Below are 23,297 nucleotides of genomic sequence, written 5' to 3' on the forward strand. Positions count from 1 at the left end.
CTTGACGGGCGTTTGCCGGCGGTTATGTTTTGGGCCGGTCACGATCATCCGTACCCCGTGTCTTTCGAAAGCGCCGTCCATGACCTCTTCCAGCAGCTCCCCGATCTCCGGTTTCGACGAGGAGGCCCTGGAAGCGGGGCGGCTTCTGTTCGCCAAGGAATGCGATTTCATCTGGGGCGCCCAGACGGCGGAGCAGTTGCCGGAGGCCGACCTGCCGGAGGTCGCCTTCGCCGGCCGTTCCAACGTCGGCAAGTCCAGCCTCGTCAACGCGCTGACCGGGCGCAAGACGCTGGCCCGCACCTCCAACACGCCGGGCCGCACCCAGCAGCTCAACTTCTTCAACCTCGGCAACCGGCTGAAGCTGGTGGACATGCCCGGCTACGGCTACGCCAAGGAATCGAAGGAGAAGATCGAGATCTGGAACGACATGGTCCGCCGCTTCCTGCGCGGCCGCGTCACGCTGCGCCGGGCGCTGGTGCTGGTCGACTCGCGCCACGGGCTGAAGCCCAACGACGAGGAGATCATGACCATGCTCGACCAGGCGGCGGTGCCCTACGTCGTCGTCCTGACCAAGTCGGACAAGGTGCGGTCGCAGGAGCTGGCCGAGGTCAGCAAGCGCACCGTGGCGGCCATCAAGAAACACCCGGCCGCCTTCCCGGAGATCCACGCCACCAGCGCCGAGAAGGGCCAGGGCATCGCGGAGCTGCGGGCCAGCCTCGCCCAGCTCGCCAGCCTGGGATGACCCGATGCCCGTCGAACTGACCCCGGCGCTGCTGTTCCTCATCCAAGCCATCCTGCTGATCGCCGGCCCGTTCCTGCTGTGGCGGCTGTCCGGGCTGAAGCATGTGGCCCCGATGGTGGTCATCCAGATCCTGTTCGGGATCGCGCTCGGCCCGTCGGTTCTCGGACAGGCCGCCCCGGAGCTCTGGCAACCGCTGTTCGCCAAGGGCTCGCTGGCGCCGCTCTCCGGGCTGGCTCTGCTCGCCGTGGTCTTCTTCGCCTTCCTGACCGGGCTGCACCTCGATCTGGAGGAGTTCAAGGGACGTGGGCGCGCCTTCGTCGGGATCAGCCTGTCGAGCATGCTGGTGCCGACCCTGTTCGGCGGGGCGCTCGGCTGGTGGATCGTCGGCGCCTTCCCCGAGATGGCCGGGCCGAAGGCCGACCCGCTGCTGTTCGCCGCGGGGTTCGGCATCTGCGTCGGGGTGACCGCCCTGCCGGTGCTGGGGGCCATCCTGCGCGAGATGGGGCTGATCGGCGAGCGGGTCGGCCGGCTGGCGCTGGGCTACGCGGCGGTCAACGACGCGCTGCTGTGGCTTCTCATCACCGCCGTGCTGGCGCTGGCGGCGGGGGGAAGCGGCGGTTTCGCCGGGGTGGCGCAGATCGCCGTCCTGGGCTTCGCCTATCTGGCCGCGACGGAGCTGTTCGCCCGCCCCCTGCTGACCCGGCTGATGAACCGCATCGCCCCGGACGGCGCGGTCGGCGACATGGTGGTGGTGGTCACCTGCGCCGCCCTGCTGGGCTCCGCGGCGGTGACGGAGCTGATCGGGCTGCACTACATCCTGGGCGCCTTCGTCGCCGGCACGGTCATGCCGCGGCGGCTGGCGGCGGCCATCCTGGACCGGCTGGAGCATTTCGCCACGCTGATCCTGCTGCCCTTCTTCTTCACCCTGACCGGTCTGAAGGTGAATCTCGACCTCGCCGCCTCGGCGCAATGGTGGGTCTTCGCGCTGGCGACGGTGGCGACCATCCTGGGCAAGGTGCTGGGCACCGCCCTGCCCGCCCGGCTGTCGGGCGAGAGCGCCGCCGATTCCTGGCGGCTCGGCACCCTGATGTCCTGCAAAGGGCTGATGGAGGTCATCGTCCTGACCATCCTGCTGGAGGCCGGGGTGCTGTCGGAGGCCTGCTTCTCGGCCATGGTGCTGATGGCGGTGGTGGTCACCGCGCTGACCCAGCCGATGACCCTGCTGGCCGGGCGGTTGGCCGGCCGCCGGGCGGGCCACGCCGGCACGGCCTGACCTCTCAGCCGGGCTTGCGCACGTTCCCGGTCACCACGGGATCGGCCCCTGGTCCCTCGGACCCGGCCTTCCCGTCCCCGCGCGCCTGTTCCTTCAGCGCCTTGTTGGCTTCCGTCACCTCCTGGGCGTCGGGGGAGCCGTAGATCTCCTCGGCCCGCCGGGCGGTCTCCTCCATCTCCGCCTTATGGGCCTCGGTGAAAGGGTTGCGCGGCGTCGGCATGATGCGGTCGTTCATGGCACCGTCCTTTGCGGTTCATCCTACCCCGGGCGAACCGCCGGGCGCGGCAAGGGTTCCCGGACGCGGCGCCCCCCTGAAAAAGCCCCCTAGGCACCCCCCGCGCTTTCCGTTAAAGAGTCGGCGGAATCTCACCCGATTGGCCCACCCCGACGAACGGCTCCATCCCGTGCAGAACACGACCCGCGACGAGTGGCTCGCCAAGGCCCGCACCCTGTCCGAAGCCCTGCCCTACATGCGCCGCTACGCCGGGCGCACCTTCGTCATCAAGTACGGCGGCCACGCCATGGGTGACGACAGCCTGGCGGAGAAGTTCGCCCGCGACATCGTCCTGCTGAAGCAGGTCGGCATCAACCCCGTGGTCGTGCACGGCGGCGGCCCGCAGATCGGGCAGATGCTGCAGCGGCTGGCCATCAAGTCCAGCTTCATCGACGGCCTGCGCGTCACCGACAAGGAGACGGTCGAGGTGGTCGAGATGGTGCTGGCCGGCTCCATCAACAAGCAGATCGTCGCCGCCATCAACAACGCGGGCGGCCGCGCCGTCGGCCTGTCGGGCAAGGACGGCAGCCTGATCACCGCGCGCAAGCTGCGCCGCACCCAGCGCGACCCGGACAGCAACATCGAGAAGGTGCTGGACCTCGGCTTCGTCGGCGAGCCGTATCAGGTGAACCCGCAGATCATCACGTCGCTGGCCCAGTCGGACATCATCCCGGTCATCGCCCCGATCGGCTTCGACCGCAACGGCGACACCTACAACATCAACGCCGACACCGCGGCGGGCGCCGTCGCCTCGGCGCTGGGCGCCACCCGCTTCTTCCTGCTGACCGACGTGGCCGGCGTTCTGGACAAGAACAAGGAGCTGGTGCCGCGCATGTCGCTGGACCAGGCGCGCGCCGCCATCGCCGACGGCACCGCCACCGGCGGCATGATCCCGAAGATCGAGACCTGCATCGACGCCGTCGAGCAGGGCGTGGACGCCGCCGTCATCCTGGACGGCCGGGTGCCGCACGCCCTGCTGCTGGAGATCTTCACCGAGGGCGGGGCCGGCACGCTGATCGGCCGCGAGTAACCGGGTCAAGCGAAGGGGACCGGCCATGTCCGACGTGCGCAAGGACCTACTCCGCCAGATGAAGGCCATCCGCGAACGGATGGACCCGAAGCTGCTGGAGCGCGCCAAGCTGTCGGTCTTCGGCAAGGTCCCCTACGACCGCGACTCGGCGAAGGAAGCCGTCGGGCATTTCCTCGATTCCAAGGACGACGGCGGGGCCTTCCGGCGCAAGCTGGAGGCCGCGCTGCGCCAGGACGGCGCACCCGTCAACCTTCCGGAGGAACAAGCCGCCAGGGACGCCGATGGCCCCGCCGAGCCGCCCCAGCCGCGCAAGCCGCGCCGCTTCGGCCGTCTCCTCTAAGGCGGGCCGCCGCCATGCTGCACGTCTTCGCCTGCGACGGTGACCGGCTGCGCTGGGCCCGCGAGGCCGAGGGCGTCCGCACCCCGCTGCCCGCCGAGGCCGTCTGGCTCGACCTGCAGAACCCGACCCCGGAGGAGTTGGCCCGCGCCGAGGCGCTGATGGGCATCAAGCTGCCGACTCGGGAGCAGATGGCGGAGATCGAGGAGTCGAGCCGCCTGCGCATCACCCCCGGCGCCGTGCACATGACCGCACTCGTCCTGGTCTGGGCCGACACCGACCAGCCGCGCATCGTCCCGGTCAGCTTCGTCCTGGCCGGCGGGCGGCTCGCCACCATCCACGCCGTCGATCCGCAGCCCTTCCTGGCCTTCCGCCGCCGCGTCACCCGCAGCGGCGGCGCGGAGCTGACGGCCGAGGCGGTCCTGGCCGCTCTGCTGGACGGGGTGGTGGAGCGCACCGCCGCCGTCCTGCGCCGCGTCGGGCTGGAGCTGGACACCATGGGCGGCCGCGCCTTCCGCGGGCGCGCCCTGCCGGTCAAGGGGGAGCGGCGGGACGACACCCGCACGCTCAAGCGCATCGGCCACACCGGGCACCTGATCGGCAAGGCCCATGTCAGCCTGTCCACGCTCAACCGCCTGCTGACCTTCCTGGCCCGCGGCGAGGGCTGGACCCCGGCCAAGCGGACCCGGCGCTGGGCGCGCGCCGCCCTTCAGGACGTGACGGGGCTCGGCGAATACGCTCAGTTCCTGTCGGGGAAAGTCAGCCTGCTGCTGGACACCACGCTGGGCCGCATCAACGTCGAACAGAACGAGATCGTGAAGATCGTCTCGATCCTGACGGTCGCCCTGTTCCCACCGACCCTGGTCGCCAGCATCTACGGCATGAACTTCGTGACCATGCCGGAGAGGGATTGGACCTTCGGCTACCCGCTGGCGGTGATGCTGATGATCCTGTCGGCGGCGCTGCCCATGATCTACTTCAAGCGGCGGCGCTGGCTGTAGGAACCGCTCAGCCGGTATGCGGCGACGCGGTCTCGCGGCCCCGCCCGCTGCCCAGCTTCTCCCGCGTTTCGGAGAACTGCTTGCGGACCTCGATCCACTCCTTGAAAATTTTCCCAAGCGCGAAGACGAGCAGGCCGTGCGCGGTGGTGATCTCCACGCCGATCAGGTCCTCCAGCATGGTGTCGAACAGCTCCAGCAACGCGGTCAGCAGAAGGATCGCGGACAGGGCGATTTGAAGCAGCGAAGGGCAGCGGACAAAGAGCATCATCGGTTTCACCGGCAATCGGACGGCACACGGCGAAATCTATGACACAAGCCGGAAGCGCTGGGGAGGAGGGTTGTGGCCGCTCCGCTCCCTAAACGAGGGCGAGCAGCAGCGCCCAGCCCATCACGACGAGGTTGACGGTCAGCGTGACCGCCATGCCCGGCGCCCGCACATAGGGGTGGATCAGGTAGCCCACCCAGAACAGCAGGCGGCCCAGCACGAACAGCGCGGTCGCCAGCCGGGCGAAGCCCAGATCGGGCAGCGGCATCTGCGCCACCAGCGCCGCCAGGGCGGGCACGAAGATCAGCGTCTGCTCCACCGTGTTGGTCAGCACGCGCTGGCTGATCCGGTAGAAGCGCGACTCGGCGTCGTCGATGGGGTTCAGGGCGACGGAGCGGGCGCGGGCGACCAGCACCCCGCCCACCGTCAGGAACAGCACCAGCGCCGGCCACAGGGCGAGCCGCCCCCAGAAGGCCATGCGCGCGCCCGGATCGGCGATGCCGGGCGGCGGCGCGAACAGCGGTGGCAGAAGCCACAGGGCCAGCAGGGCCGCCGCCGCCGCGGACAGGTTGACGGTGGCCGCCATGCGCAGAAGACGGGTCTTGGAGGGACGGGTCTCCGGCGCGGCGGCCATGGCGTCTTACCCCAGGCCCTTCTGGCCCATGTCGAGGAACTTCTGGCGGCGCTGGGCGCGGATCGCGGTGCCGTCCAGCCCGTCGAGATCGCCCAGCGACTCCTCGATGGCGTCGCCCAGCGCCTTGATGGTCTCCGCCGGGTCGCGGTGGGCGCCGCCGATCGGCTCGCTCACCACCCGGTCGATGACGCCGAGTTCCTTGAGGTCGTGGCTGATCAGGCGCAGCGCGACGGCGGCCTCGCCGGCCATGTCGGGGTTGCGCCACAGGATCGACGCACAGCCCTCCGGCGAGATGACGGAGTAGATGGCGTGCTCAAGCATCAGCACCCGGTCGGCGGTCGCGATGGCGATGGCGCCGCCGGACCCGCCCTCGCCGATCACCGCGGCCACCATGGGCACGGACAGGCGCAGGCAGCGCTCGATGCTCTTGGCGATGGCCTCGGCCTGGCCGCGCTCCTCCGCCTGGACGCCGGGGAAGGCGCCGGCGGTGTCGACCAGCGAGACGACCGGCAGCTTGAACCGGTCGGCGAGGTCCATCAGGCGCTGGGCCTTGCGGTAGCCCTCGGGCTTGGCCATGCCGAAGTTGTGGCGCACGCGCGTTTCGGTGTCGTGGCCCTTCTCCTGCCCGATCACCACGACCGAGCGGCCACGGAAGCGGCCCAGCCCGCCGATGACCGCACGGTCTTCGGCGAAGCCTCGGTCGCCGGCCAGCGGCGTGAAGTCGTCGATCAGCCCCTTCACATAGTCCAGACAGTGCGGACGGTTCGGGTGGCGGGCCACCTGCACCTTCTGCGCCGGGGTGAGCTTCGCGTAGGTCTGCCGGAGGAGCTTGTCGACCTTGGTCTGCAGCTTCGTCACTTCGTCGGCGATGTTGATGTCGCCGGCGTTGGTCAGGTGGCGCAGTTCCTCGATCTTGCCTTCAAGCTCGGCGATCGGCTTTTCGAATTCCAGGAAGGTTTGCATGCCGGAAGGATCACGGACCGAATAGGATAGGACGCGGACGTCGCGGACCGGCTTTGGTACCACGGTGCGCGGCGGCGATGCCACAGCTTATCGCGCGAAACGCCGGCCAAAACTGACCAGAAGCACGCCCAGGACGATCACCGCCGCTCCGCCCCACACCCAGGGGGAATAGCGTTCCCCGAACAGCAGCGTCCCGGTGCCCAGCCCGACGGAGGTCGCCACGTAGCCGATCTGGCTGAGATAGACCGGCCCGGCGACCACCTGGAGCCGGAAATACAGCACATAGGTCAGCGCCGTCACCGCGATCTGGAGCAGGGCGAGCCAGGGCGCGAGGCCCAGCGCCGGCAACTCCGCCACCGCCCCGGTGCCGAGCAGGGCGAGCGCGACCCAGCCCGCCCCGCCCAGCATGGTTCCCGCGGCCAGCGCCACCGGCTGTCCGCCCGGTGGCCAAGCCACGGTGCGGTAGACGTTGCCCGCCGCGACCGAGGCCGGCATGACGAAGGCCAGCGCCATCCAGCCCGCCAGATCGGGCGAGGGCAGGCTGCCGCGCGGCCCGACGATCATCAACGCGCCGACAAGGCCCATCAGGATGCCCGCCACCCGTCCGCGGTCGGGCTTTTCGATCCGCACCGCCACGGCCATCAGCAGCGTCAGGATCGGCGGCAGCGTGTAGACCAACGCCGACAACCCGGCCCCCAGCCACGGCATCACGAAGAACAGCACCACGTTGGGCAGCGCCATGGACAGCAGCCCCGACACCGCGAAATAGCGCAGATAGCGCCCGGTGAGCGGCATCGGCTGCCGTTTGACGCGCGCCAGCCCGGCCAGGATCACCCCGGCGCCCAACATCATGGAAAAGGCCCAGGGCAGCGGCGGCACCCCCGCCGCCTGCGCGACTTTGGTGACCGGGAAGATCACCCCGATCAACCCGCCCACCGTCAGCAGGAGAAGCAGCGACTCGGCTCCGCGCGACACCGGCGGAACGATGGGGGGTGTGGACACGGGGGCGGAACCTCTGGCTCGGGACGCGGACGGGCCAGCGAACATGGCGAAGCCCCCGCCTTTTGCCAAGCCGGTCGGGCAGGCTGGAAACGCGTCTGAGTGTTGCCCCCACCCCGGCCCTCCCCCGCTTCGCAGGGGAGGGTGTCTACTGCGAAGCGGCGTCCGTTCCCTCCCCTGCAAAGCGGGGGAGGGTTAGGGTGGGGGCCCGTAGGTACGAGAGTCCAGAGAGGGGCCTCACGCCCCCTGCGCGACGATGCGGTCGTAGGCCGGCAGGGTCAGGAAATCCACGAAGTCCCGGCGCTCCACGAGGTCGCGGAGCATCACCGCAGCCTCCTCGTACATCCCCGTATCGAAGGCGCGGTCGCCGACGCGGGCCTTCCAGGCGGCCAGCTCCTCCGCGATGGTCTCGTCCACCAGTTCCATCGTCACGGAGCGCCCGTCGTCGAGCGTGGCGCCATGGTGGACCCACTGCCAGAGCTGGGTGCGGCTGATCTCGGCGGTGGCGGCGTCCTCCATCAGGTTGAACAGCGGCACGCAGCCGACGCCGCGCAGCCACGCCTCCAGATAGCCGATGGCGACGGCCACGTTGTTGCGCAGGCCGCGCTTCGTCTTCGGCCCCTCCGGCACGGCCAGCAGGTCGGCGGCGGTCACGCTGACGTCGGCGCGCTTGCGGTCGATCTGGTTGGGCTTGCGCATGTAGGCGTCGAAGACCTCCCGCGCGACGGGGACGAGGCCGGGATGGGCCACCCAGGTGCCGTCGTGGCCGTTGGACACCTCCCGCTCCTTGTCGGCGCGGACCTTGGAGAAGGCGGTCTCGTTGGCCGCGGGGTCGTCCTTCACCGGGATGTAGGCGGCCATGCCGCCGATCGCCGGGGCGCCGCGGCGGTGGCAGGTCTTGACCGCCAGCAGGCTGTAGGATTGCAGGAAGGGCGTCGCCATCGTCACCTCCGCCCAGTCGGGCAGCACGGCGGCGGGGTCGTGGCGGAAGGTCTTGATGAAGCTGAAGATGTAGTCCCAGCGCCCGCAGTTCAGCCCGGCGGAATGGTCGCGCAGCTCATAGAGGATCTCGTCCATCTCGAAGGCGGCGAGGATGGTCTCGACCAGCACGGTCGCCTTGAACGCGCCGTGCGGGATCTTGAGATAATCCTCGGCGACCGAGAACACCTCGTTCCACAGCCGCGCCTCGAAATGGCTCTCCAGCTTCGGCAGGTAGAAGTAGGGACCGGAGCCGCGGGCCAGCAGGTCCCGCGCGTTGTGGAAGGCGTAGAGGGCGAAGTCGAACAGCGCGCCGGACACCGGTTCGCCGTCGAGCCGGACGTGCTTCTCCGCCAGATGCCAGCCGCGCGGGCGGACTTTGAGGACGGCGGTTTTGTCGTTCAGCCGGTACTTCTTCCCCGACGCCGGATCGTCGAAGGCGATGGTGCGGCGCACGGCGTCGCGCAGGTTGGCCTGCCCCTCGATCAGGTTGGTCCAGGACGGGCAGCTCGAATCCTCGAAGTCCGCCATGAAGACCTTTGCGCCGGAATTCAGCGCGTTGATGACCATCTTGCGGTCCACCGGCCCGGTGATCTCCACCCGGCGGTCGAGCAGATCGTGCGGCAGCGGCGCGATGGTCCAGTCGGCCTCGCGGATGGCCCGGGTCTCCGGCAGGAAGTCCGGCTTGTGCCCCTGCTCGATCAGCGCCCGCCGCCTGGTCCGCACGTCGAGCAGGCGCAACCGCTCCGACCCGAACCGTCCCTCCAGCTCCGCCAGGAAGGCCAGCGCCTCCGGCGTCAGGATCGTCTCGAAGCCCGGCGTGAGCGGACCCAGGATCTCAAGCCCGGAGATGGTCGTGGCCATGCGCTTCCCCCTGTTCGTCGCGAGGGCGGTCCGGCGCGGTGCCGGCCAACCCCATTGGGACAAGGGCTATACCACAGCGGGAGAAGCCGCCATAGCCGGATTGGTATCTTTTGAAAGAGACACCCCTTTTGCGCGCAACGCTATTGCGTACGAACGGTTTTTCGCCGGGCCAGCGGGTGATGCTCGTGCACCACCTGTTTCAGCCGTTCCGACACCACATGGGTGTAGATCTGGGTGGTGGCGATGTCGGCGTGGCCCAGCATCTTCTGGACCGAGCGCAGATCCGCCCCGCGGTCGAGCAGGTGGGTGGCGAAGGCGTGGCGCAGCACGTGGGGGCTGACCTTCTCCGGATCGATGTTCGACTCGATGGCCAGCTCCTTCAAAAGCTGGGCGAATCGCTGGCGCGTCAGGTGCCCGTTGGTGGAGCTGCGGGACGGGAAGAGGAAGGCGACCGGCCCGCTCTCGCGCCCGGCCAGGATGAAGTGGCTGCGCCAGGGCAGATAGGCGCCCAGAGCGGCGGAGGCCGGCTCGGACAGCGGCACCATGCGCTCCTTCCCGCCCTTGCCGCGCACGATCAGCCCGCGCCCGTCGCGCAGGATGGCCGCCATCGGCAGGCCGACCAGTTCCGACACGCGCAGGCCGGTGGCGTAGAGCACCTCCAGCAACGCGACCAGCCGCAGCCCTTCCGGCCCGCCGCGGGTCTGGGCGGAGTCGATCATGCGGGTGACCTCCTCCACCGTCAGGATCTTGGGCAGCGGGCGGCCCTGCTTGGGGCTGTCCAGCGCCGAGGCCGGGTCGTCCTCCCGCCGGCCTTCCGACACCAGGAAGCGGTAGAACTGGCGCATCGCCGACAGGCGGCGGGCCAGCGTGCGCGGCGCCGGCTTCTGCCCGCCCTCGACATACTGGAAGGCGAGGTAGGCGCGCAGATCCTCCGTCACCGCCTTTTCCAGCGGCTGGCCGCGCTGGGCCAGCCAGAGGGCGAGGTCGGCGAGGTCGCGCTCGTAGGCCACGCGGGTGTTGAGCGCGGCACCGCGCTCCGCCGTCAGCATGTCCAGGAAGGCGTCGACGTGCGGCGAGGCCGCGATCGGGCGCGGTTTGCAGGGGCGCCCGCGCCGCTTCGGCTGGGCTTTCGACAAGGGTGTTTTGGGCATGGGACTCATCCGGCCAGGGCCGCGGCGGCTTCACGAGCGATGGCGCGGGCGTCGTTGTCCAGGCCCACGGCGCGCAGGGCTCCGACCACCCGCGCCACCACCGCGGGCGGCGTGCCCGCCGGCCCGGCGTTGCCGAGCAGCAGCAGGGCGGCCAGGGCCGTCTCGCCCACCCGCCGGTCGGCGGAGGCTTCGGCCAGCCGCTGCCACAGGGCGGGGTCGGCGGTGGGGGGACAGAGGTCGGCGGGCGTGGGGGCCGTCTCCTCGGGGTCGGCGGTCCGGCGCCACGCCTCCTCCGGCACGGCGACGCCCATCGCCTGGAGCAGGGCCAGTTGCCCGGCGACGCGGGCGCGGGCCTCCGGATCAGCGCCGCGCAGCGATTCGTCGAGCCAGCCGGCGAGGCCCAGCGCCCCGCCGCCCGGCGGCGGACCCAGAGCGATGACGGCGAGCGGCCACAGCCGCGCCACCTCCGCCGTGGGACGGCTGCGCAGGGCGAGGTCGTGCCAGCGCTTGCCCTTGTCGGCCCGGCCCAGCGCGAAGCAGAGCCGCGCGGCGGCGGGAGCCAGGGCGGCGGCGTCCGGAGTCGGCGACAGGGTGTCGAGCATATCGGCCACCACCGCCCCCACCGGACCGGCCAGCATCGGCGGGTCGAGAAGCTCCAGCGCCAGCCCGGCCAGCTCCACCCGCCGCCCACCGCCCATGGCGGCGAGCATGGCCTGCTGCACCAGCGCGCGGGTGCGGGCGGTACGATCGCGCGCCACGGCGTCCTTCAGCCGCAGCAGCTCGTCGCCCTTGGCCGGGGCGGCGCGGTACGCCTCCTCAAGCCGCCGGGAATCGAGGAACAGGGCAACGGCGGCGCGCTCCGCCGCGGTCACGCGGGTCGCCGGGTCGGTGCCGGTGTTGGACGCCACGGCGGCCAGACGGGCCGGGTCGGTCAGGGAGAGCACATCGGGCGGCAGTCCGGCCTGGAGCGCCCGCAGGGCGGCCAGGGTCAGCGGGCTGGGGTCCCTCAGGCTGCGCGGTCGGACCGCCGGGCCGCCGGCCATCGCCTCGGCCACCCGCAGGAAATCGGGATCGCCGCCCGGCTGCTCGCGCAGCATCTCGAAGGCGAGGTCGTCGCCCGCCGGGGCGGCCCCGGCGGCCTCCGTCGCCGCTCCCCCGCCGATCCGCACGGCGCGCAGGCGGCAGAACAGCGCCACCCGCTGCCAGTAGGGGCCGGAGAAGGGCTTGGCGCGCTCCGTCGCGGCGGCGCAGTCCAGCGGGCCGGCGAGCAGTTCGGCGTCGGTCAGGGCGCGGGCGGCGGCCTCGTCGGCCGTCATCGCCTCGGGCAGCAGCGCGGCGAGGTCGGCGGCCCCGCGCGGGTCGCCCATGGCCGCCAGCGTCTCCACCCGCAGCGCGCCGAAGCGGCGCGCCGGCTCGGGCTCGCCCGGAGCGGCGGCGGGCGAGCCGCGGCTGAGCAGCAGGCGGCGCTGCAACTCCTTCACGGCGGGCGACGGGGTGAGGGTGGGCAGCTCCGGCAGGAGGGCCAGCACCTCGGCGCGCGGGATGCCGCGCCAGGGGTCTCCGCCCAGCCCGGCGGCTCCCGCCAGAGGGCCGGCGCCATCGGGGTCCAGCGGCCCCAGCGTCTCCACCGCGATGGCCGAGGGCGACGCCACGGTGGGCACCACGTCGAAGGACGGCGTATCGACCGGCGGCGTCAGGGAAAACGGCACGGCGGACGGCCCAGGCGAGGCCAGCGGATCGTCCAGGACCCGCCCGGCCCCGGTCCCGGCGTCGGCGGCGGCGTCGGGGGCGGCCATCGTTTCCGGCGGAGGAAACAGGCGGATCGGCGGCCCGGACGGCACCGCCTGGGCCAGCGTCGGAGGCGCTGCCGCCATCAGGGCGCAGGACAAGGCGAGCGCGGCGGGAGCCAGCGCGAGCGGGCTTACGGCAAACATGGAAACGGCGCCGGCCCCGGCCCGTCCGCCCCTTGGCGGAGCGGCGAACCGGCGGCGGCGCCCGGCGGCGTCCCCGGCGTCAGCGGGGGAACCGCTCATCCGGAATGACCTTTTCCACCGTCTTGGACGGGGCCGGCATGTCCCAGGAGGCAAGGAAGGCCATGCCACCCCCGATGACGAAGAGGAACAGGACGAAAAGAACGGAGATAACGCGGCTCATGGCGGTCGGAGTCGTGTTTTTGTGGAAGGAACGGCGGCGCTGTATCACGGTCTGCGTCCGTGCGGCTTGGGACAAGGGTGCGCTTTCATGCTAATCATCGCACACCGTCCGCACCGCTGGCCCGTCGGGCCGATGAACGCAGGACGTACCACTTTAGCCACGGGGGCGCCGCTGCGCAACATGCGGAGGCCCCTGCGACCGAATCGAACACCGGCCCCCGGCATCGCATCAGGCCGGAACCGTATCAGGAAAGTCCACAGCACCATGACCGCCCGCCTTCCACCGCAGGGACAGCCGCCGGACCCGTCGAAGACCCTTCCCAAGACGGTGGTGCTGGTCGGCCTGATGGGCGCGGGGAAGAGCGCGATCGGGCGGCGGCTGGCCGCGCGGCTGCACCTGCCCTTCACCGATGCCGACACGGAGATCGAGACGGCGGCGGGCTGCTCCATCGCGGAGATCTTCGCCCGCGACGGCGAGGCGGTGTTCCGTTCGGTGGAGCGGCGGATCATCACCCGGCTGCTGACCGAGCAGCCGGTGCACATCCTGGCCACCGGCGGCGGCGCCTTCATGGACCCGGAGACGCGGGCGGCCATCCGCGCCCACGGGGTGTCAGTCTGGCTGCGCGCCGAACTGGACGTGCTGCTCGCCCGCACGGCGCGTCGCACCCACCGCCCGCTGCTCAACGCCGGCGATCCGAAGGAGATCCTGAGCCGGCTGATGACCGCCCGCTACCCGGTCTATGCCGAGGCCGAGCTGACGGTGATCAGCGACGAGCGCCCGCCGGAGGCGACCGTGGAACAGGTGATCGAGGCGCTGGAAGCGCATTTCGGCATCACCCTGCCCCACTCGCACCACCATCATCACCGCCACCCGGCGCACCACCACCACGACAAGCCCTGATCCCGCCATGACCTCAGACACGCCCACCGCCACCGACACCGTCCGCCTCGACCTCGGCCCGCGCAGTTACGACATCCTGGTCGGCGACCGGGTGCTCGACGGCGCCGGACCGCGCATCGCCGCGATCACCAACGGCAAGGCCCCCATCGTCGTCACCGACGAGAACGTCGCCCCGCGGCATCTCCCGACGCTGGAGCGCACGCTGCGTGACGCCGGCATCGAGCCGACCCAGGCCATCGTCCTGCCGGCGGGCGAGAAGACCAAGGACATCGCCCATTTCGAACGGCTGATGGACGCCGTCCTGGGGCGCGGGATCGAGCGGTCGGCGGTCCTGCTGGCGCTGGGCGGAGGGGTGATCGGCGACATCACCGGCTTCGCCGCCGCCTCGGCGCTGCGCGGCATCGACTTCATCCAGGTGCCGACCACGCTGCTGAGCCAGGTGGACAGCTCGGTCGGCGGCAAGACCGGGATCAACAGCCCGCACGGCAAGAACCTGATCGGCGCCTTCCACCAGCCGCGTCTGGTCATCGCCGACACCGCCACGCTGGACACCCTGCCGCAGCGCGAGGTGCTGGCCGGCTACGCCGAGGTGGTGAAGTACGGGCTGATCCGCCTGCCCGGCTTCTTCGCTTGGCTGGAGGAGAACGGCGAGCGGGTGGTCGCCGGCGACAGCGACGCCCGCCGCCACGCCGTTACGGAAAGCTGCCGGGCCAAGGCCGCAATCGTCGGCGCGGACGAGCGGGAGAGCGGCGACCGGGCCCTGTTGAACCTGGGCCACACCTTCGGCCACGCGCTGGAGGCGGCGACCGGCTTCGGCTCCCGCCTGCTGCACGGCGAGGCGGTGTCGATCGGCATGGTGCTGGCCTTCGACCTGTCGGTGCGGCTGGGGCTGTGCCCGGCGGCGGACGCCGAAAAGGCGCGCGCCCATCTGGCCCGCGTCGGCCTGCCGGTCCGCCCCACCGACGTGCCCGGCGTGGAGTGGGACGTCGACGGGCTGATCCTGTCGATGGCCAAGGACAAGAAGGTCAAGGACGGGCGCATCGCCTTCGTCCTGGTCCGCGCCCTGGGCGACGCCTTCACCAAGCGCGACGTCGATCCGGTGGTGGTACGGTCGCTACTGGAGGATGCCGTGGCGCGCTGATGCGCTGCACCATAATCCCTTGACCGTTGGGGCAGCAAACTGTCAGAGTTCACGACAGTTCCGATTCGCGTCCAAGATGCGATCGAACCCTGCCCCAGAATGGGAGAATGGACATGCCGAACCGCAAGCTCATCCCCGACGTCATCAAGGACCAGCAGCTCGTCTGCCTGCCCCCGGAGGCCAGCGTCCAGGACGCCGCTCTTCTGATGGCGGAGCGCCGTGTCGCCGCCCTCCTGGTTACACAGGGCCGGTCACTGAAGGGCATCTTCACGGAGCGCGACCTCGCGGCCCGCGTCGTCGCCGCGGGACGCGACCCCGTGGCCACCCGTCTGGCCGAGGTCATGACCGCCTCTCCCGACACGCTGGGGCCGGACGCCCACGCCTACGAGGCGTTGGACCTGATGGAGCGCCACCACTACCGCCATCTGCCGGTCACCGCGGACGGCGAATCGGACGGCATGGTGATGGGCATCGTCTCCATTCGCGACCTGTTCGCCGTGGTCCGCGCCCATCTGGAGGACGAGATCCGCGACCGCGAGGCGTTCATCTTCGGCTCGAACTACTCCGCCAGCGCGCCCCCGTAACCACGGGGCGGGTAATGCTGCGATGCGGCAAAGCCGGCTTGACCTGAACGCTGGCCCCACAGATATTCCAGAACACGCCCCAACAACACGGCCCTGCGAAACAGGCCGAACGCCAGAGAGTCCCATGCCGCTGTCCGAACCCGCCGCGCGCGAACCGATCCACACCCGGGAAGTCACTTGCCGGGGCTATCGGCGGACCGATGGGCTGTGGGACGTCGAGGGTCATCTGACCGACGTGAAGAGCTACGCCTTCCACACCGAGCAGCGCGGCCAGATCCTGCCCGGCGACCCGGTGCACGGCATGTGGCTCCGCCTGACGGTCGACAACGACCTGACCGTCCAGGCGGTGGAAGCGGTGACGGAGAAGAGCCCCTACCGCACCTGCGGCTCCGTCACTCCCAATTTCCAGCGGCTGGTCGGGCTGAAGATCGGGCCGGGCTGGACCCGCGCGGTGAAGGAGCGGCTGGGCGGCGTCCAGGGCTGCACGCATCTGGTGGAGCTTCTCGGGCCGATCGCCACCACCGCCTTCCAGACCATCTATCCGATCCTGGCGCGCGAACAGGCTGAGAAGGCGCGGGCGTCCGGCGGCGAGACGGGCAGCAAGGAGGACATGCTGCGCACCAAGCGCCCGGTGCTGCTGAACACCTGCCACATCTTCGACAGCAACGGCGAGGTCGTGCGGAAGAATTGGCCCGACCACTACACCGGCGACCGCCCGCGCGACGCCGCGGACTGAGGTGGCGGCGGGCGCGGCACCCGGGATGAACACTTCGAAGCAATGATTTCGAAGCAATGACAAGGGGCGCGCCCGATGGACGCGCCCCTTCTCTTTTCCCGAATCGGGACGGTCAGGCCATCACGCGTCCAACGCGGACCGCAGGCTCTCGCTGGATCCGATCGGCTTCGCCGCCGGCGGCAGGGCTGCCGCCGTGGTTCCGGCCCCGCTCTCCGCCCGGTCGAGTTCGTCCAGCGGCGGGAGGTCGAACGGCGTGCCCACGAAGGGATCGCCTCCGCCATGCCCGGCCTGGACATGGCCATCCTCGGTGCAGGCCCGGCGAAAATAGGCCGCAATGAAGACCCGGACCGCCGAGGTCAGGGTGACCTCCGCGTTGTCCGCGCCCGGGCCGCGCCGCCGGATCTGCTCGTCCAGCCGGTCCTTGATCAGGGTGCAGAGGCCGTTGACCGTCAGGCCCTCGCGGCGGGCAATGTCCTCCAGAGCGTCCCACATGGTCGGCTCCAGACGCATGCTCGTGCGGCGCCCGGCAATCATGATGTTCATGCTCTTCAGCGGTTCCACACACGCGTTGGGATTCACTGTTAACCGTTTCTTCGGCCCGCGCTTCGCCATACGCCGCCCTCTCCACGAACCCGCCGGACGACGCGCGAAAAGTGCATCGCCCACGGCGCATTGATTGGTTGCATGTGCCGCACTCTACTAAATACAGCGAGAATTGCAACCACGGCAGCACTCCAATTATGTTTGAAGACGGAAAAGAACCTCTAGTAGTTGCATGCGTATGTATGCATTTTCAGGTGGCACTTTTCCCTTGCTGCACGGGCGGCGGCCGGACGTTCTTGTCAGCGTTTCTGTCAGCGAGCCTCTTCGGGCGTCAGCGTGGTCAGGCCGAGGGCGTGAACGCGCTCCGCCATTTCTTGGGCCAGCAGGCCATAGACCAGCCGCTGGCGTTCCACGCGCGACTTTCCGGCGAAGGCGGCGGAGACGATGGTGACGTGGAAATGCGTCTCGCCTTCCGGGTGGGCGCCGCCGTGACCGGCGTGCCGGCCGGAATCGTCCTGGATGTCGAGCCGCTCGGGGGCGAGCGCGTCGGTCAGTTTCCGGCGCATGCGGGTGGCGTATTCCATGGAATCCTCACTGGGTCGGGTTTGCCATTGAGGTGACGGCGCGGTGCCGCTCCCGTCAAGACGCCAATGCCGCAGACCGGCCATTTTCCGCAGTCCGGCACCGTCCCCTTGCGTGCGCTTGCCAGAATGGGTGCCTCTTCCCATACTTCGCACATGAGCAAGCCACGCACCCGCTACGACTTCAGCCGCTACGACCAGCCGCGCACCGCCGTGCGCGCCTGCGATCATCCGGGCTGTGCGGGCGAGGGCGCGTACCGGGCGCCGAAGAGCCGCCGGCAGCTCAACGACTACTACTGGTTCTGCCTGGACCATGTGCGCGAATACAACCGCGCCTGGGACTATTACGCCGGCATGAAGCCCGAGCAGATCGAGGCCGAGGTCCGCCGCGACACCACGTGGCAGCGCCCGAGCTGGCCGCTCGGCTTTTGGGGGGTGCAGGAGAAATTCCTGCGCGACCGCGCGATGCACGGCTTCAGCTTCGAGTTCGGGCGCGAGGCCGGCAAGGACCAGTCCGAGGAGACCAAGCAGCGCCGGCAGGCCGCCCGCAGCGCGGAGGAGGAGGCTCTGGTCGTCCTCGACCTCGCCCCGCCGGTGGATTTCCCGCGCATCAAGGCGCGCTACCGCGAGCTGGTGAAAATCCACCATCCCGACGCCAACGGCGGGGACAAGGCGGCCGAAGAAAAGTTGAAGGAGATCAATCAGGCCTACAACACGCTGAAAGCCTGCTATGGTGCGTAACCCCGACGGTTGGCCGGACCAGATTGGCCGGGCGGCCCCGACAACAGACACGTTGGAACGATAAGAACCTCCCATGCCTTCTCAAGGAGCCACCCAGGCCAGCTCGGCCCTGTTCGATCACGTTCCCGACATCACCCTGTCGGTGCGTCAAGTGTTCGGCATCGACAGCGACATGCAGGTGCCGGCCTTCAGCCAGCGCACGGAGCATGTGCCGGACATCGACGAAGCCTACCGCTTCGACCGCGACACGACGCTCGCGATCCTGGCTGGCTTCGCCTACAACCGTCGCGTCATGGTCCAGGGCTATCACGGGACCGGCAAGTCCACCCACATCGAACAGGTGGCCGCGCGCCTGAACTGGCCCTGCATCCGCATCAACCTGGACAGCCACATCAGCCGCATCGACCTGATGGGCAAGGACGCCATCGTCCTGCGCGACGGCGTCCAGGTGACGGAATACCGCGAAGGCATCCTGCCCTGGGCGCTCCAGCATGCCTGCGCATTGGTCTTCGACGAGTATGACGCGGGCCGTCCCGACGTGATGTTCGTGATCCAGCGCGTGCTGGAGGTGGAAGGCAAGCTGACCCTGCTCGACCAGAACCGCGTCATCCGCCCGCACCCGGCCTTCCGCCTGTTCGCCACGGCGAACACCGTCGGGCTGGGCGACACCACCGGCCTCTACCACGGCACGCAGCAGATCAACCAGGGCCAGATGGACCGCTGGAACATCGTGGCGACGCTGAACTACCTGCCGGTGGACGCCGAGGTGAAGATCGTCGCCTCCAAGGTGCCGGAATACGACAGCGAGGCCGGCCGCAAGACCGTGGCGTCGATGGTGCGCCTGGCCGACCTGACCCGCGCCGGCTTCATCAACGGCGACATCTCCACCGTGATGAGCCCGCGCACGGTCATCACCTGGGCGCAGAACGCCAACATCTTCAACGACATCGCCTTCGCGTTCCGGATCACCTTCCTGAACAAGTGCGACGAGGTGGAGCGGCCGACCGTCGCCGAATACTACCAGCGCTGCTTCGGCACCGAACTGCCGGAGACGGGGGTGCAGGCGAACCTGGTGTGACGGGGGGCGCCTCGTCCCTCGGGACCGCAGCCTCCCTGGCAACAGGACAACACGGATTTCACGGATCTGGGCACGGATTTCACGGATGAGGGTCACTCTCGACCGCGACCTGGACGCCTTGACCGAGCGCATCATTGGAGCCGCCTTCGAGGTCTTCAACACGCTCGGTCAAGGGTTCGTCGAGGCCGTCTATAAGAAGGCCCTTCTCTGTGAACTTCGCGAGCGCGGCCCGGATGCGGAACAGGAGGTTCCCTTCCAGATCGGCTACAAGGGCTCGAACGTCGGCACCTACGTCGCCGACATCGTGGTGGCGCGCCGCGTCATCGTCGAGCTGAAGGTCGCCGACGCGCTGGCGCAGCCGCACAGACGGCAGGTCATCAACTATCTTCGCGCCAGCGGATTGCAGGTCGGCCTGTTGTTCAATTTCGGCGGCTCCAGCCTCACCTTCTCCCGTGTCCTGCCGTAACCGGGGAACATCCGTGAAATCCGTGTTTCGTCCGTGAAATCCGTGTCAATCTTGTCCGACGACCGCCGGACGCAGACCCAAGACAGCCCGCCATGACCGACCGTGAAAACCCCGTCGAGGCCTTCAAGCGCTCCACCGCCGCCGCGGTGCGGGCCCTCTCCCGCCGGGCCGACGTGCAGGTGGGCTTCTCCACCGAGCCGCCCGGCGTCGCCGGCCTGCGCGTGCGCATCCCCACCCCGGCGCGCGACCTGAACCCGCACGACGTCGCCACGCTGCGCGGCGCGGCGGACGCCGTGTCGCTGCGGCTGCGCTTCCACGACAACGCCATCCATCTCCAGCGCATGCCGCTGGGCGACAGTGCCCGCGCCGCCTACGACGCGCTGGAGCAGGCCCGCTGCGAGGCGCTGGGCGCCAGCCACATGCCCGGCGTGGCCGCCAACCTGGAGGCGGCGCTGGACGAGCGCTACCACAAGCAGGGTTTCGAGCGGCTGGAGGAGCGCGAGCAGGTCCCCCTGCCCGAGGTGCTGCGCCTGATCGCCCGCGAGGCGATGACCGGCGCCGCCCCGCCCCCCGCCGCCGAGCACGCCGTCAGCCTGTGGCGCGGCTGGATCGAGGAGCGGCTGGGCAAGGATCTGCACGGCCTCGCCGGTCACATGGCCGATCAGGACGCCTACGCCCGCGCCGTGCGCAAGCTGCTGACCGAGCTGGACATGGAGGTCGGGAACGACCCCGACGAGCCGCAGGAGCCGGAGGAGGACGAGCGCGACTCCGGCGAGAACGAGAATGAGCCGAACAAGGGCCAGACCCAGGGAGAGGACGACACCCAGAGTCAGGCCGAATCGATGACCTCGCAGGAGACGCAGGAGTCCGACCAGGGCGAGCAGGCCGACGAGGGCACCGGCGAGGAGGGCGACACCGAGATGGGCCAGGGCGAGGGGGCGGAGGAGCCCGCCGGTCCCGGCCAGCCCTGGCGCCCGGAGGCGCGCGGCCGCAACGAGCCCGACCCCAACGCCTACAAGCCCTTCACCACCCGCTTCGACGAGGTGGTCGACGCCGCCGAGCTGTGCGACCCGGAGGAGCTGTCCCGGCTGCGCCACATGCTGGACCAGCAGCTCGTCCATCTCCAGGGGGTGATCTCCAAGCTGGCCAACCGCCTGCAGCGCCGCCTCCTGGCCAAGCAGCAGCGGTCGTGGGAATTCGACCTCGACGACGGCATCCTCGACGCCGCCCGTCTGGCCCGCATCGTCGTGAACCCGGTCCTTCCCCTCTCCTTCAAGAAGGAGAAGGAGATGGACTTCCGCGACACGGTGGTGTCGCTGCTGATCGACAATTCCGGCTCGATGCGCGGGCGTCCGATCTCCATCGCCGCGATGAGCGCCGACATCCTCGCCCGCACGCTGGAGCGCTGCGCGGTGAAGGTGGAGGTGCTGGGCTTCACCACCCGCGCCTGGAAGGGCGGGCAGGCGCGCGAGCAGTGGATCTCCTCGGGCAAGCCGGCCAACCCGGGCCGCCTGAACGACCTGCGCCACATCATCTACAAGGACGCCGACCAGCCCTGGCGCCGCGCCCGCAAGAATCTCGGCCTGATGCTGCGCGAAGGCATCCTCAAGGAGAACATCGACGGCGAGGCGCTGATGTGGGCGCACAACCGCCTGATCGGGCGGCCCGAGCAGAGGCGCATCCTGATGGTGATCTCCGACGGCGCGCCGGTGGACGATTCGACCCTGTCGGTCAACGCCGGCAACTATCTGGAGCGGCACCTGCGGCAGGTGATCGAGTACATCGAGACCCGCTCGCCGGTGGAGCTGGTGGCCATCGGCATCGGCCACGACGTGACCCGCTACTACCGCCGCGCCGTCACCATCGTGGACGCCGAGCAGCTGGGCGGCACCATGATGAACAAGCTGGCCGAGCTGTTCGACGAGGACGACCGCCGGGGCCGCTCCGGCTGGCGCTGAGGGCGGACCCCGGACCGGAAACGACAACGGCGCGGATCACTCCGCGCCGTTTTTGTTGATGCCGTCCGGTTCGTCCGGTCACTGCAGGCTGCGCTGCATCTCTTCGAAGTTGCGCGAGAAGCCGTTCAGCGGGAAGTCGATGTCGCGCTTGCCGGCGCGCAGGAAGTTCACGCGGACCAGCACGGTGGAGCCGTTGCGGAACTGGTCGACCACGCGGCCCGACACGAAGTTCGGGAACATGCACATGTTCAGCGTGGCGATCTGCGTCTCGATGCGCGGCTGGCGGTCGACGCGGATGGCGCAATTGTCGATCATGCCCTGGCTGGTCGTCAGGAACAGGTGATAGTCGTTGCCGGTCGGGATGACGCTCAGCGCCACGAAGCCGACCTCCTTGCCGTCGTCGAACAGCCGGTAGTTCATCAGCCGGCAGACCTTGGTGTCGGTCATCCGGTCGATCTCGCAGCGGCTGGTCCAGGCGCCCTCCGGGCCGTACTCGGCGGCGGATTTGGAGAAATCGACGGCAGAGGCCGGCGTGGCGGCTAGCGCGGACAGCAGCGCCGCACCAAAAGCGAAGAGACCTGTCCAACGCATCCTGACGCTCCCCAATCTTGTCGCCCCGATCAGCCGCTCACGAACCCGCCCGACGGCGGTCATCGCGAACGGATTATAGGCATACCCCGAAGACGGACAAGCATCTACACCTTTGGTTGGCGTCTTCATCCCGGATGATCGTTCCGCTCCGCATCCTTTCCGAATATTGAGAATGGTTATCGTTCACGCTTGACACCCCGCGCCCCGAATGGTCAAGTCGGCGCATGAGAACGCTTCGCAATTGCGGGCGTGAACCGACAAGAATTCGGGAGTCACGAGGATGCACATCGGATCGCGCGGCGTGTTTGCCGCCACCTTCGCCGCCACGCTGCTGACCATGACGGGTCTTGCCAGCGCCGCCGAGGTGAACGTCTACTCTGCGCGCCATTACGATGTGGACAAGGACCTCTACGACGCCTTCACCAAGAAGACCGGCATCAAGATCAACGTCATCGAGGGCAAGGAAGAGGAGCTGATCGAGCGGATGAAGACCGAAGGCGGCAACAGCCCCGCCGACGTGTTCATCACCGTCGACGCCGGCCGCCTGTGGCGCGCCCAGGAGGCCGGCCTGCTCCAGCCGACCCGCTCCAAGGTCATGGAGGAGGCCATCCCGGCCCACCTGCGCGAGCCGGAAGGCCATTGGTTCGGCATCTCCAAGCGCGCCCGCATCCTGGTCTACAACAAGGCCTCGGTGAAGCCGGGCGAGATCAAGACCTACGAGGAGCTGGCCGACCCGAAGTGGAAGGACCGCGTCCTCGTCCGCTCCTCGACCAGCGTCTACAACCAGTCGCTCGTCGGCTCGCTGCTCGCCGCCCACGGCGAGAAGGCGACCGAGGAGTGGGCCAAGGGCGTCGTTGCCAACATGGCGCGCAAGCCGCAGGGCGGCGACACCGACCAGATCAAGGGCGTGGCCGCCAACGAAGGCGACGTGGCCGTGACCAACACCTACTACTTCGCCCGCATCGCCTCCTCTGCCAAGCCGGAGGACAAGGCCATCGCGGACAAGCTGGGCGTGATCTTCCCCAACCAGGACGGTCGCGGCACCCATGTGAACGTCTCCGGCGCCGGCGTCATGAAGAACGCGCCGAACAAGGAGCAGGCCATCCAGTTCCTGGAGTATCTGGTCAGCCCCGAAGCCCAGAAGATGTTCACGGAAAAGAACTACGAGTATCCGATCGTCGCCGGTGCCGAGACCGCGCCGGTGCTGGTCTCCTGGGGCAAGTTCAAGGAAGACCCGCTGAACGCCGCCGTCTACGGCAAGAACAACGCCGAGGCTCTGAAGATCATGGATCGCGCCGGCTGGAAGTAAGCCA

At 69.5% G+C, this 23,297-nt stretch carries 26 protein-coding genes; 14 read left to right on the top strand and 12 right to left on the bottom strand.

Annotated features, from left to right (window positions below):
- The first annotated feature begins 79 nt into the window (after positions 1 to 79).
- Together yihA and FHW79_RS01110 are read left to right on the top strand one after the other, a co-directional pair.
- Positions 80 to 742, top strand: a complete 663-nt coding sequence (yihA, locus tag FHW79_RS01105; protein WP_035674103.1) for a ribosome biogenesis GTP-binding protein YihA/YsxC — start codon at positions 80 to 82, stop codon at positions 740 to 742.
- A 4-nt stretch (positions 743 to 746) separates the two neighbouring features.
- Positions 747 to 2,015, top strand: a complete 1,269-nt coding sequence (locus FHW79_RS01110; protein ID WP_183177287.1) for a cation:proton antiporter — start codon at positions 747 to 749, stop codon at positions 2,013 to 2,015.
- Between the two features lie 4 nt (positions 2,016 to 2,019).
- Here the strand turns inward: FHW79_RS01110 and FHW79_RS01115 are convergent, their stop codons facing one another.
- Positions 2,020 to 2,250, bottom strand: a complete 231-nt coding sequence (locus tag FHW79_RS01115) for a hypothetical protein (protein ID WP_137103558.1) — start codon at positions 2,248 to 2,250, stop codon at positions 2,020 to 2,022.
- Positions 2,251 to 2,419: 169 nt separating this feature from the next.
- Between FHW79_RS01115 and argB the strand changes: the two genes are divergently transcribed.
- From argB to FHW79_RS01130, 3 genes are read left to right on the top strand one after another with little or no spacing between them, the layout of a single operon-like run.
- The gene (gene argB, locus FHW79_RS01120) at positions 2,420 to 3,319 is read left to right on the top strand and encodes an acetylglutamate kinase (RefSeq protein WP_014239273.1); all 900 of its coding nucleotides are present in this window, start codon (positions 2,420 to 2,422) and stop codon (positions 3,317 to 3,319) included.
- Positions 3,320 to 3,344: 25 nt separating this feature from the next.
- Complete coding sequence (locus FHW79_RS01125; RefSeq protein ID WP_183177288.1) at positions 3,345 to 3,659, top strand: hypothetical protein; 315 nt, start codon at positions 3,345 to 3,347, stop codon at positions 3,657 to 3,659.
- Positions 3,660 to 3,673: 14 nt separating this feature from the next.
- Positions 3,674 to 4,657, top strand: a complete 984-nt coding sequence (locus FHW79_RS01130) for a magnesium transporter CorA family protein (protein ID WP_183177289.1) — start codon at positions 3,674 to 3,676, stop codon at positions 4,655 to 4,657.
- A 7-nt stretch (positions 4,658 to 4,664) separates the two neighbouring features.
- Here the strand turns inward: FHW79_RS01130 and FHW79_RS01135 are convergent, their stop codons facing one another.
- The 8 genes from FHW79_RS01135 to FHW79_RS01170 all read right to left on the bottom strand — a co-directional run bounded on the left by FHW79_RS01135 (position 4,665) and on the right by FHW79_RS01170 (position 12,665).
- Complete coding sequence (locus tag FHW79_RS01135; RefSeq protein ID WP_183177290.1) at positions 4,665 to 4,925, bottom strand: hypothetical protein; 261 nt, start codon at positions 4,923 to 4,925, stop codon at positions 4,665 to 4,667.
- A gap of 88 nt (positions 4,926 to 5,013) precedes the next feature.
- Positions 5,014 to 5,556 (bottom strand): MAPEG family protein, encoded by a 543-nt coding sequence (locus tag FHW79_RS01140; protein WP_183177291.1) that lies wholly within the window; start codon positions 5,554 to 5,556, stop codon positions 5,014 to 5,016.
- A gap of 6 nt (positions 5,557 to 5,562) precedes the next feature.
- Complete coding sequence (locus FHW79_RS01145; protein ID WP_183177292.1) at positions 5,563 to 6,519, bottom strand: acetyl-CoA carboxylase carboxyltransferase subunit alpha; 957 nt, start codon at positions 6,517 to 6,519, stop codon at positions 5,563 to 5,565.
- Positions 6,520 to 6,606: 87 nt separating this feature from the next.
- Positions 6,607 to 7,521, bottom strand: a complete 915-nt coding sequence (locus FHW79_RS01150) for a DMT family transporter (RefSeq protein WP_183177293.1) — start codon at positions 7,519 to 7,521, stop codon at positions 6,607 to 6,609.
- Positions 7,522 to 7,755: 234 nt separating this feature from the next.
- Complete coding sequence (aceB, locus tag FHW79_RS01155; protein WP_183177294.1) at positions 7,756 to 9,360, bottom strand: malate synthase A; 1,605 nt, start codon at positions 9,358 to 9,360, stop codon at positions 7,756 to 7,758.
- A 140-nt stretch (positions 9,361 to 9,500) separates the two neighbouring features.
- Entirely contained in the window at positions 9,501 to 10,520 is a 1,020-nt protein-coding gene (gene xerD / locus FHW79_RS01160; RefSeq protein ID WP_183177295.1) for a site-specific tyrosine recombinase XerD, read from the bottom strand.
- Positions 10,517 to 12,445, bottom strand: coding sequence for a hypothetical protein (locus FHW79_RS01165; protein WP_247884109.1), 1,929 nt, complete (start codon positions 12,443 to 12,445; stop codon positions 10,517 to 10,519). Before FHW79_RS01165 ends, xerD begins: the two co-directional genes overlap by 4 nt.
- 79 nt (positions 12,446 to 12,524) lie before the next feature.
- Positions 12,525 to 12,665, bottom strand: a complete 141-nt coding sequence (locus FHW79_RS01170; RefSeq protein WP_174452031.1) for a hypothetical protein — start codon at positions 12,663 to 12,665, stop codon at positions 12,525 to 12,527.
- A gap of 264 nt (positions 12,666 to 12,929) precedes the next feature.
- On the opposite strand from FHW79_RS01170, the gene FHW79_RS01175 reads away from it, so the two are divergent.
- The 4 genes from FHW79_RS01175 to FHW79_RS01190 all read left to right on the top strand — a co-directional run bounded on the left by FHW79_RS01175 (position 12,930) and on the right by FHW79_RS01190 (position 16,026).
- Complete coding sequence (locus FHW79_RS01175) at positions 12,930 to 13,565, top strand: shikimate kinase (protein WP_183177298.1); 636 nt, start codon at positions 12,930 to 12,932, stop codon at positions 13,563 to 13,565.
- Positions 13,566 to 13,572: 7 nt separating this feature from the next.
- Positions 13,573 to 14,706 (top strand): 3-dehydroquinate synthase, encoded by a 1,134-nt coding sequence (gene aroB, locus FHW79_RS01180; protein WP_183177299.1) that lies wholly within the window; start codon positions 13,573 to 13,575, stop codon positions 14,704 to 14,706.
- A gap of 113 nt (positions 14,707 to 14,819) precedes the next feature.
- A complete protein-coding gene (locus FHW79_RS01185; protein WP_183177300.1) occupies positions 14,820 to 15,290 on the top strand; it encodes a CBS domain-containing protein in 471 nt (156 codons plus the stop codon).
- 124 nt (positions 15,291 to 15,414) lie between these two features.
- The gene (locus FHW79_RS01190) at positions 15,415 to 16,026 is read left to right on the top strand and encodes a DUF2889 domain-containing protein (protein WP_183177301.1); all 612 of its coding nucleotides are present in this window, start codon (positions 15,415 to 15,417) and stop codon (positions 16,024 to 16,026) included.
- 120 nt (positions 16,027 to 16,146) lie between these two features.
- Here FHW79_RS01190 and FHW79_RS01195 read toward each other — a convergent pair whose 3' ends face one another.
- Positions 16,147 to 16,569, bottom strand: a complete 423-nt coding sequence (locus FHW79_RS01195; RefSeq protein ID WP_247884110.1) for a ribbon-helix-helix domain-containing protein — start codon at positions 16,567 to 16,569, stop codon at positions 16,147 to 16,149.
- Positions 16,570 to 16,880: 311 nt separating this feature from the next.
- Positions 16,881 to 17,153: a BolA family protein gene (locus FHW79_RS01200; protein WP_014239259.1), complete on the bottom strand. Its 273-nt coding sequence runs from the start codon at positions 17,151 to 17,153 to the stop codon at positions 16,881 to 16,883.
- A gap of 153 nt (positions 17,154 to 17,306) precedes the next feature.
- On the opposite strand from FHW79_RS01200, the gene FHW79_RS01205 reads away from it, so the two are divergent.
- The 4 genes from FHW79_RS01205 to cobT all read left to right on the top strand — a co-directional run bounded on the left by FHW79_RS01205 (position 17,307) and on the right by cobT (position 21,393).
- Positions 17,307 to 17,891, top strand: coding sequence for a DnaJ domain-containing protein (locus tag FHW79_RS01205; protein ID WP_114860094.1), 585 nt, complete (start codon positions 17,307 to 17,309; stop codon positions 17,889 to 17,891).
- Positions 17,892 to 17,964: 73 nt separating this feature from the next.
- Positions 17,965 to 18,969 (top strand): cobaltochelatase subunit CobS, encoded by a 1,005-nt coding sequence (cobS, locus tag FHW79_RS01210; protein WP_014239256.1) that lies wholly within the window; start codon positions 17,965 to 17,967, stop codon positions 18,967 to 18,969.
- An 85-nt stretch (positions 18,970 to 19,054) separates the two neighbouring features.
- Positions 19,055 to 19,435, top strand: a complete 381-nt coding sequence (locus tag FHW79_RS01215) for a GxxExxY protein (protein ID WP_183177303.1) — start codon at positions 19,055 to 19,057, stop codon at positions 19,433 to 19,435.
- A 92-nt stretch (positions 19,436 to 19,527) separates the two neighbouring features.
- Entirely contained in the window at positions 19,528 to 21,393 is a 1,866-nt protein-coding gene (cobT, locus tag FHW79_RS01220) for a cobaltochelatase subunit CobT (RefSeq protein WP_183177304.1), read from the top strand.
- Positions 21,394 to 21,471: 78 nt separating this feature from the next.
- Here cobT and FHW79_RS01225 read toward each other — a convergent pair whose 3' ends face one another.
- Positions 21,472 to 21,984, bottom strand: coding sequence for an invasion associated locus B family protein (locus FHW79_RS01225; RefSeq protein WP_094301712.1), 513 nt, complete (start codon positions 21,982 to 21,984; stop codon positions 21,472 to 21,474).
- A 280-nt stretch (positions 21,985 to 22,264) separates the two neighbouring features.
- Between FHW79_RS01225 and FHW79_RS01230 the strand changes: the two genes are divergently transcribed.
- On the top strand, positions 22,265 to 23,293 hold the full coding sequence (locus FHW79_RS01230) for a Fe(3+) ABC transporter substrate-binding protein (protein WP_183177305.1): 1,029 nt from the start codon (positions 22,265 to 22,267) through the stop codon (positions 23,291 to 23,293).
- The last annotated feature ends 4 nt before the right edge of the window (positions 23,294 to 23,297 follow it).

The organism is Azospirillum sp. OGB3, assembly GCF_014192915.1.
GTDB lineage: Bacteria > Pseudomonadota > Alphaproteobacteria > Azospirillales > Azospirillaceae > Azospirillum.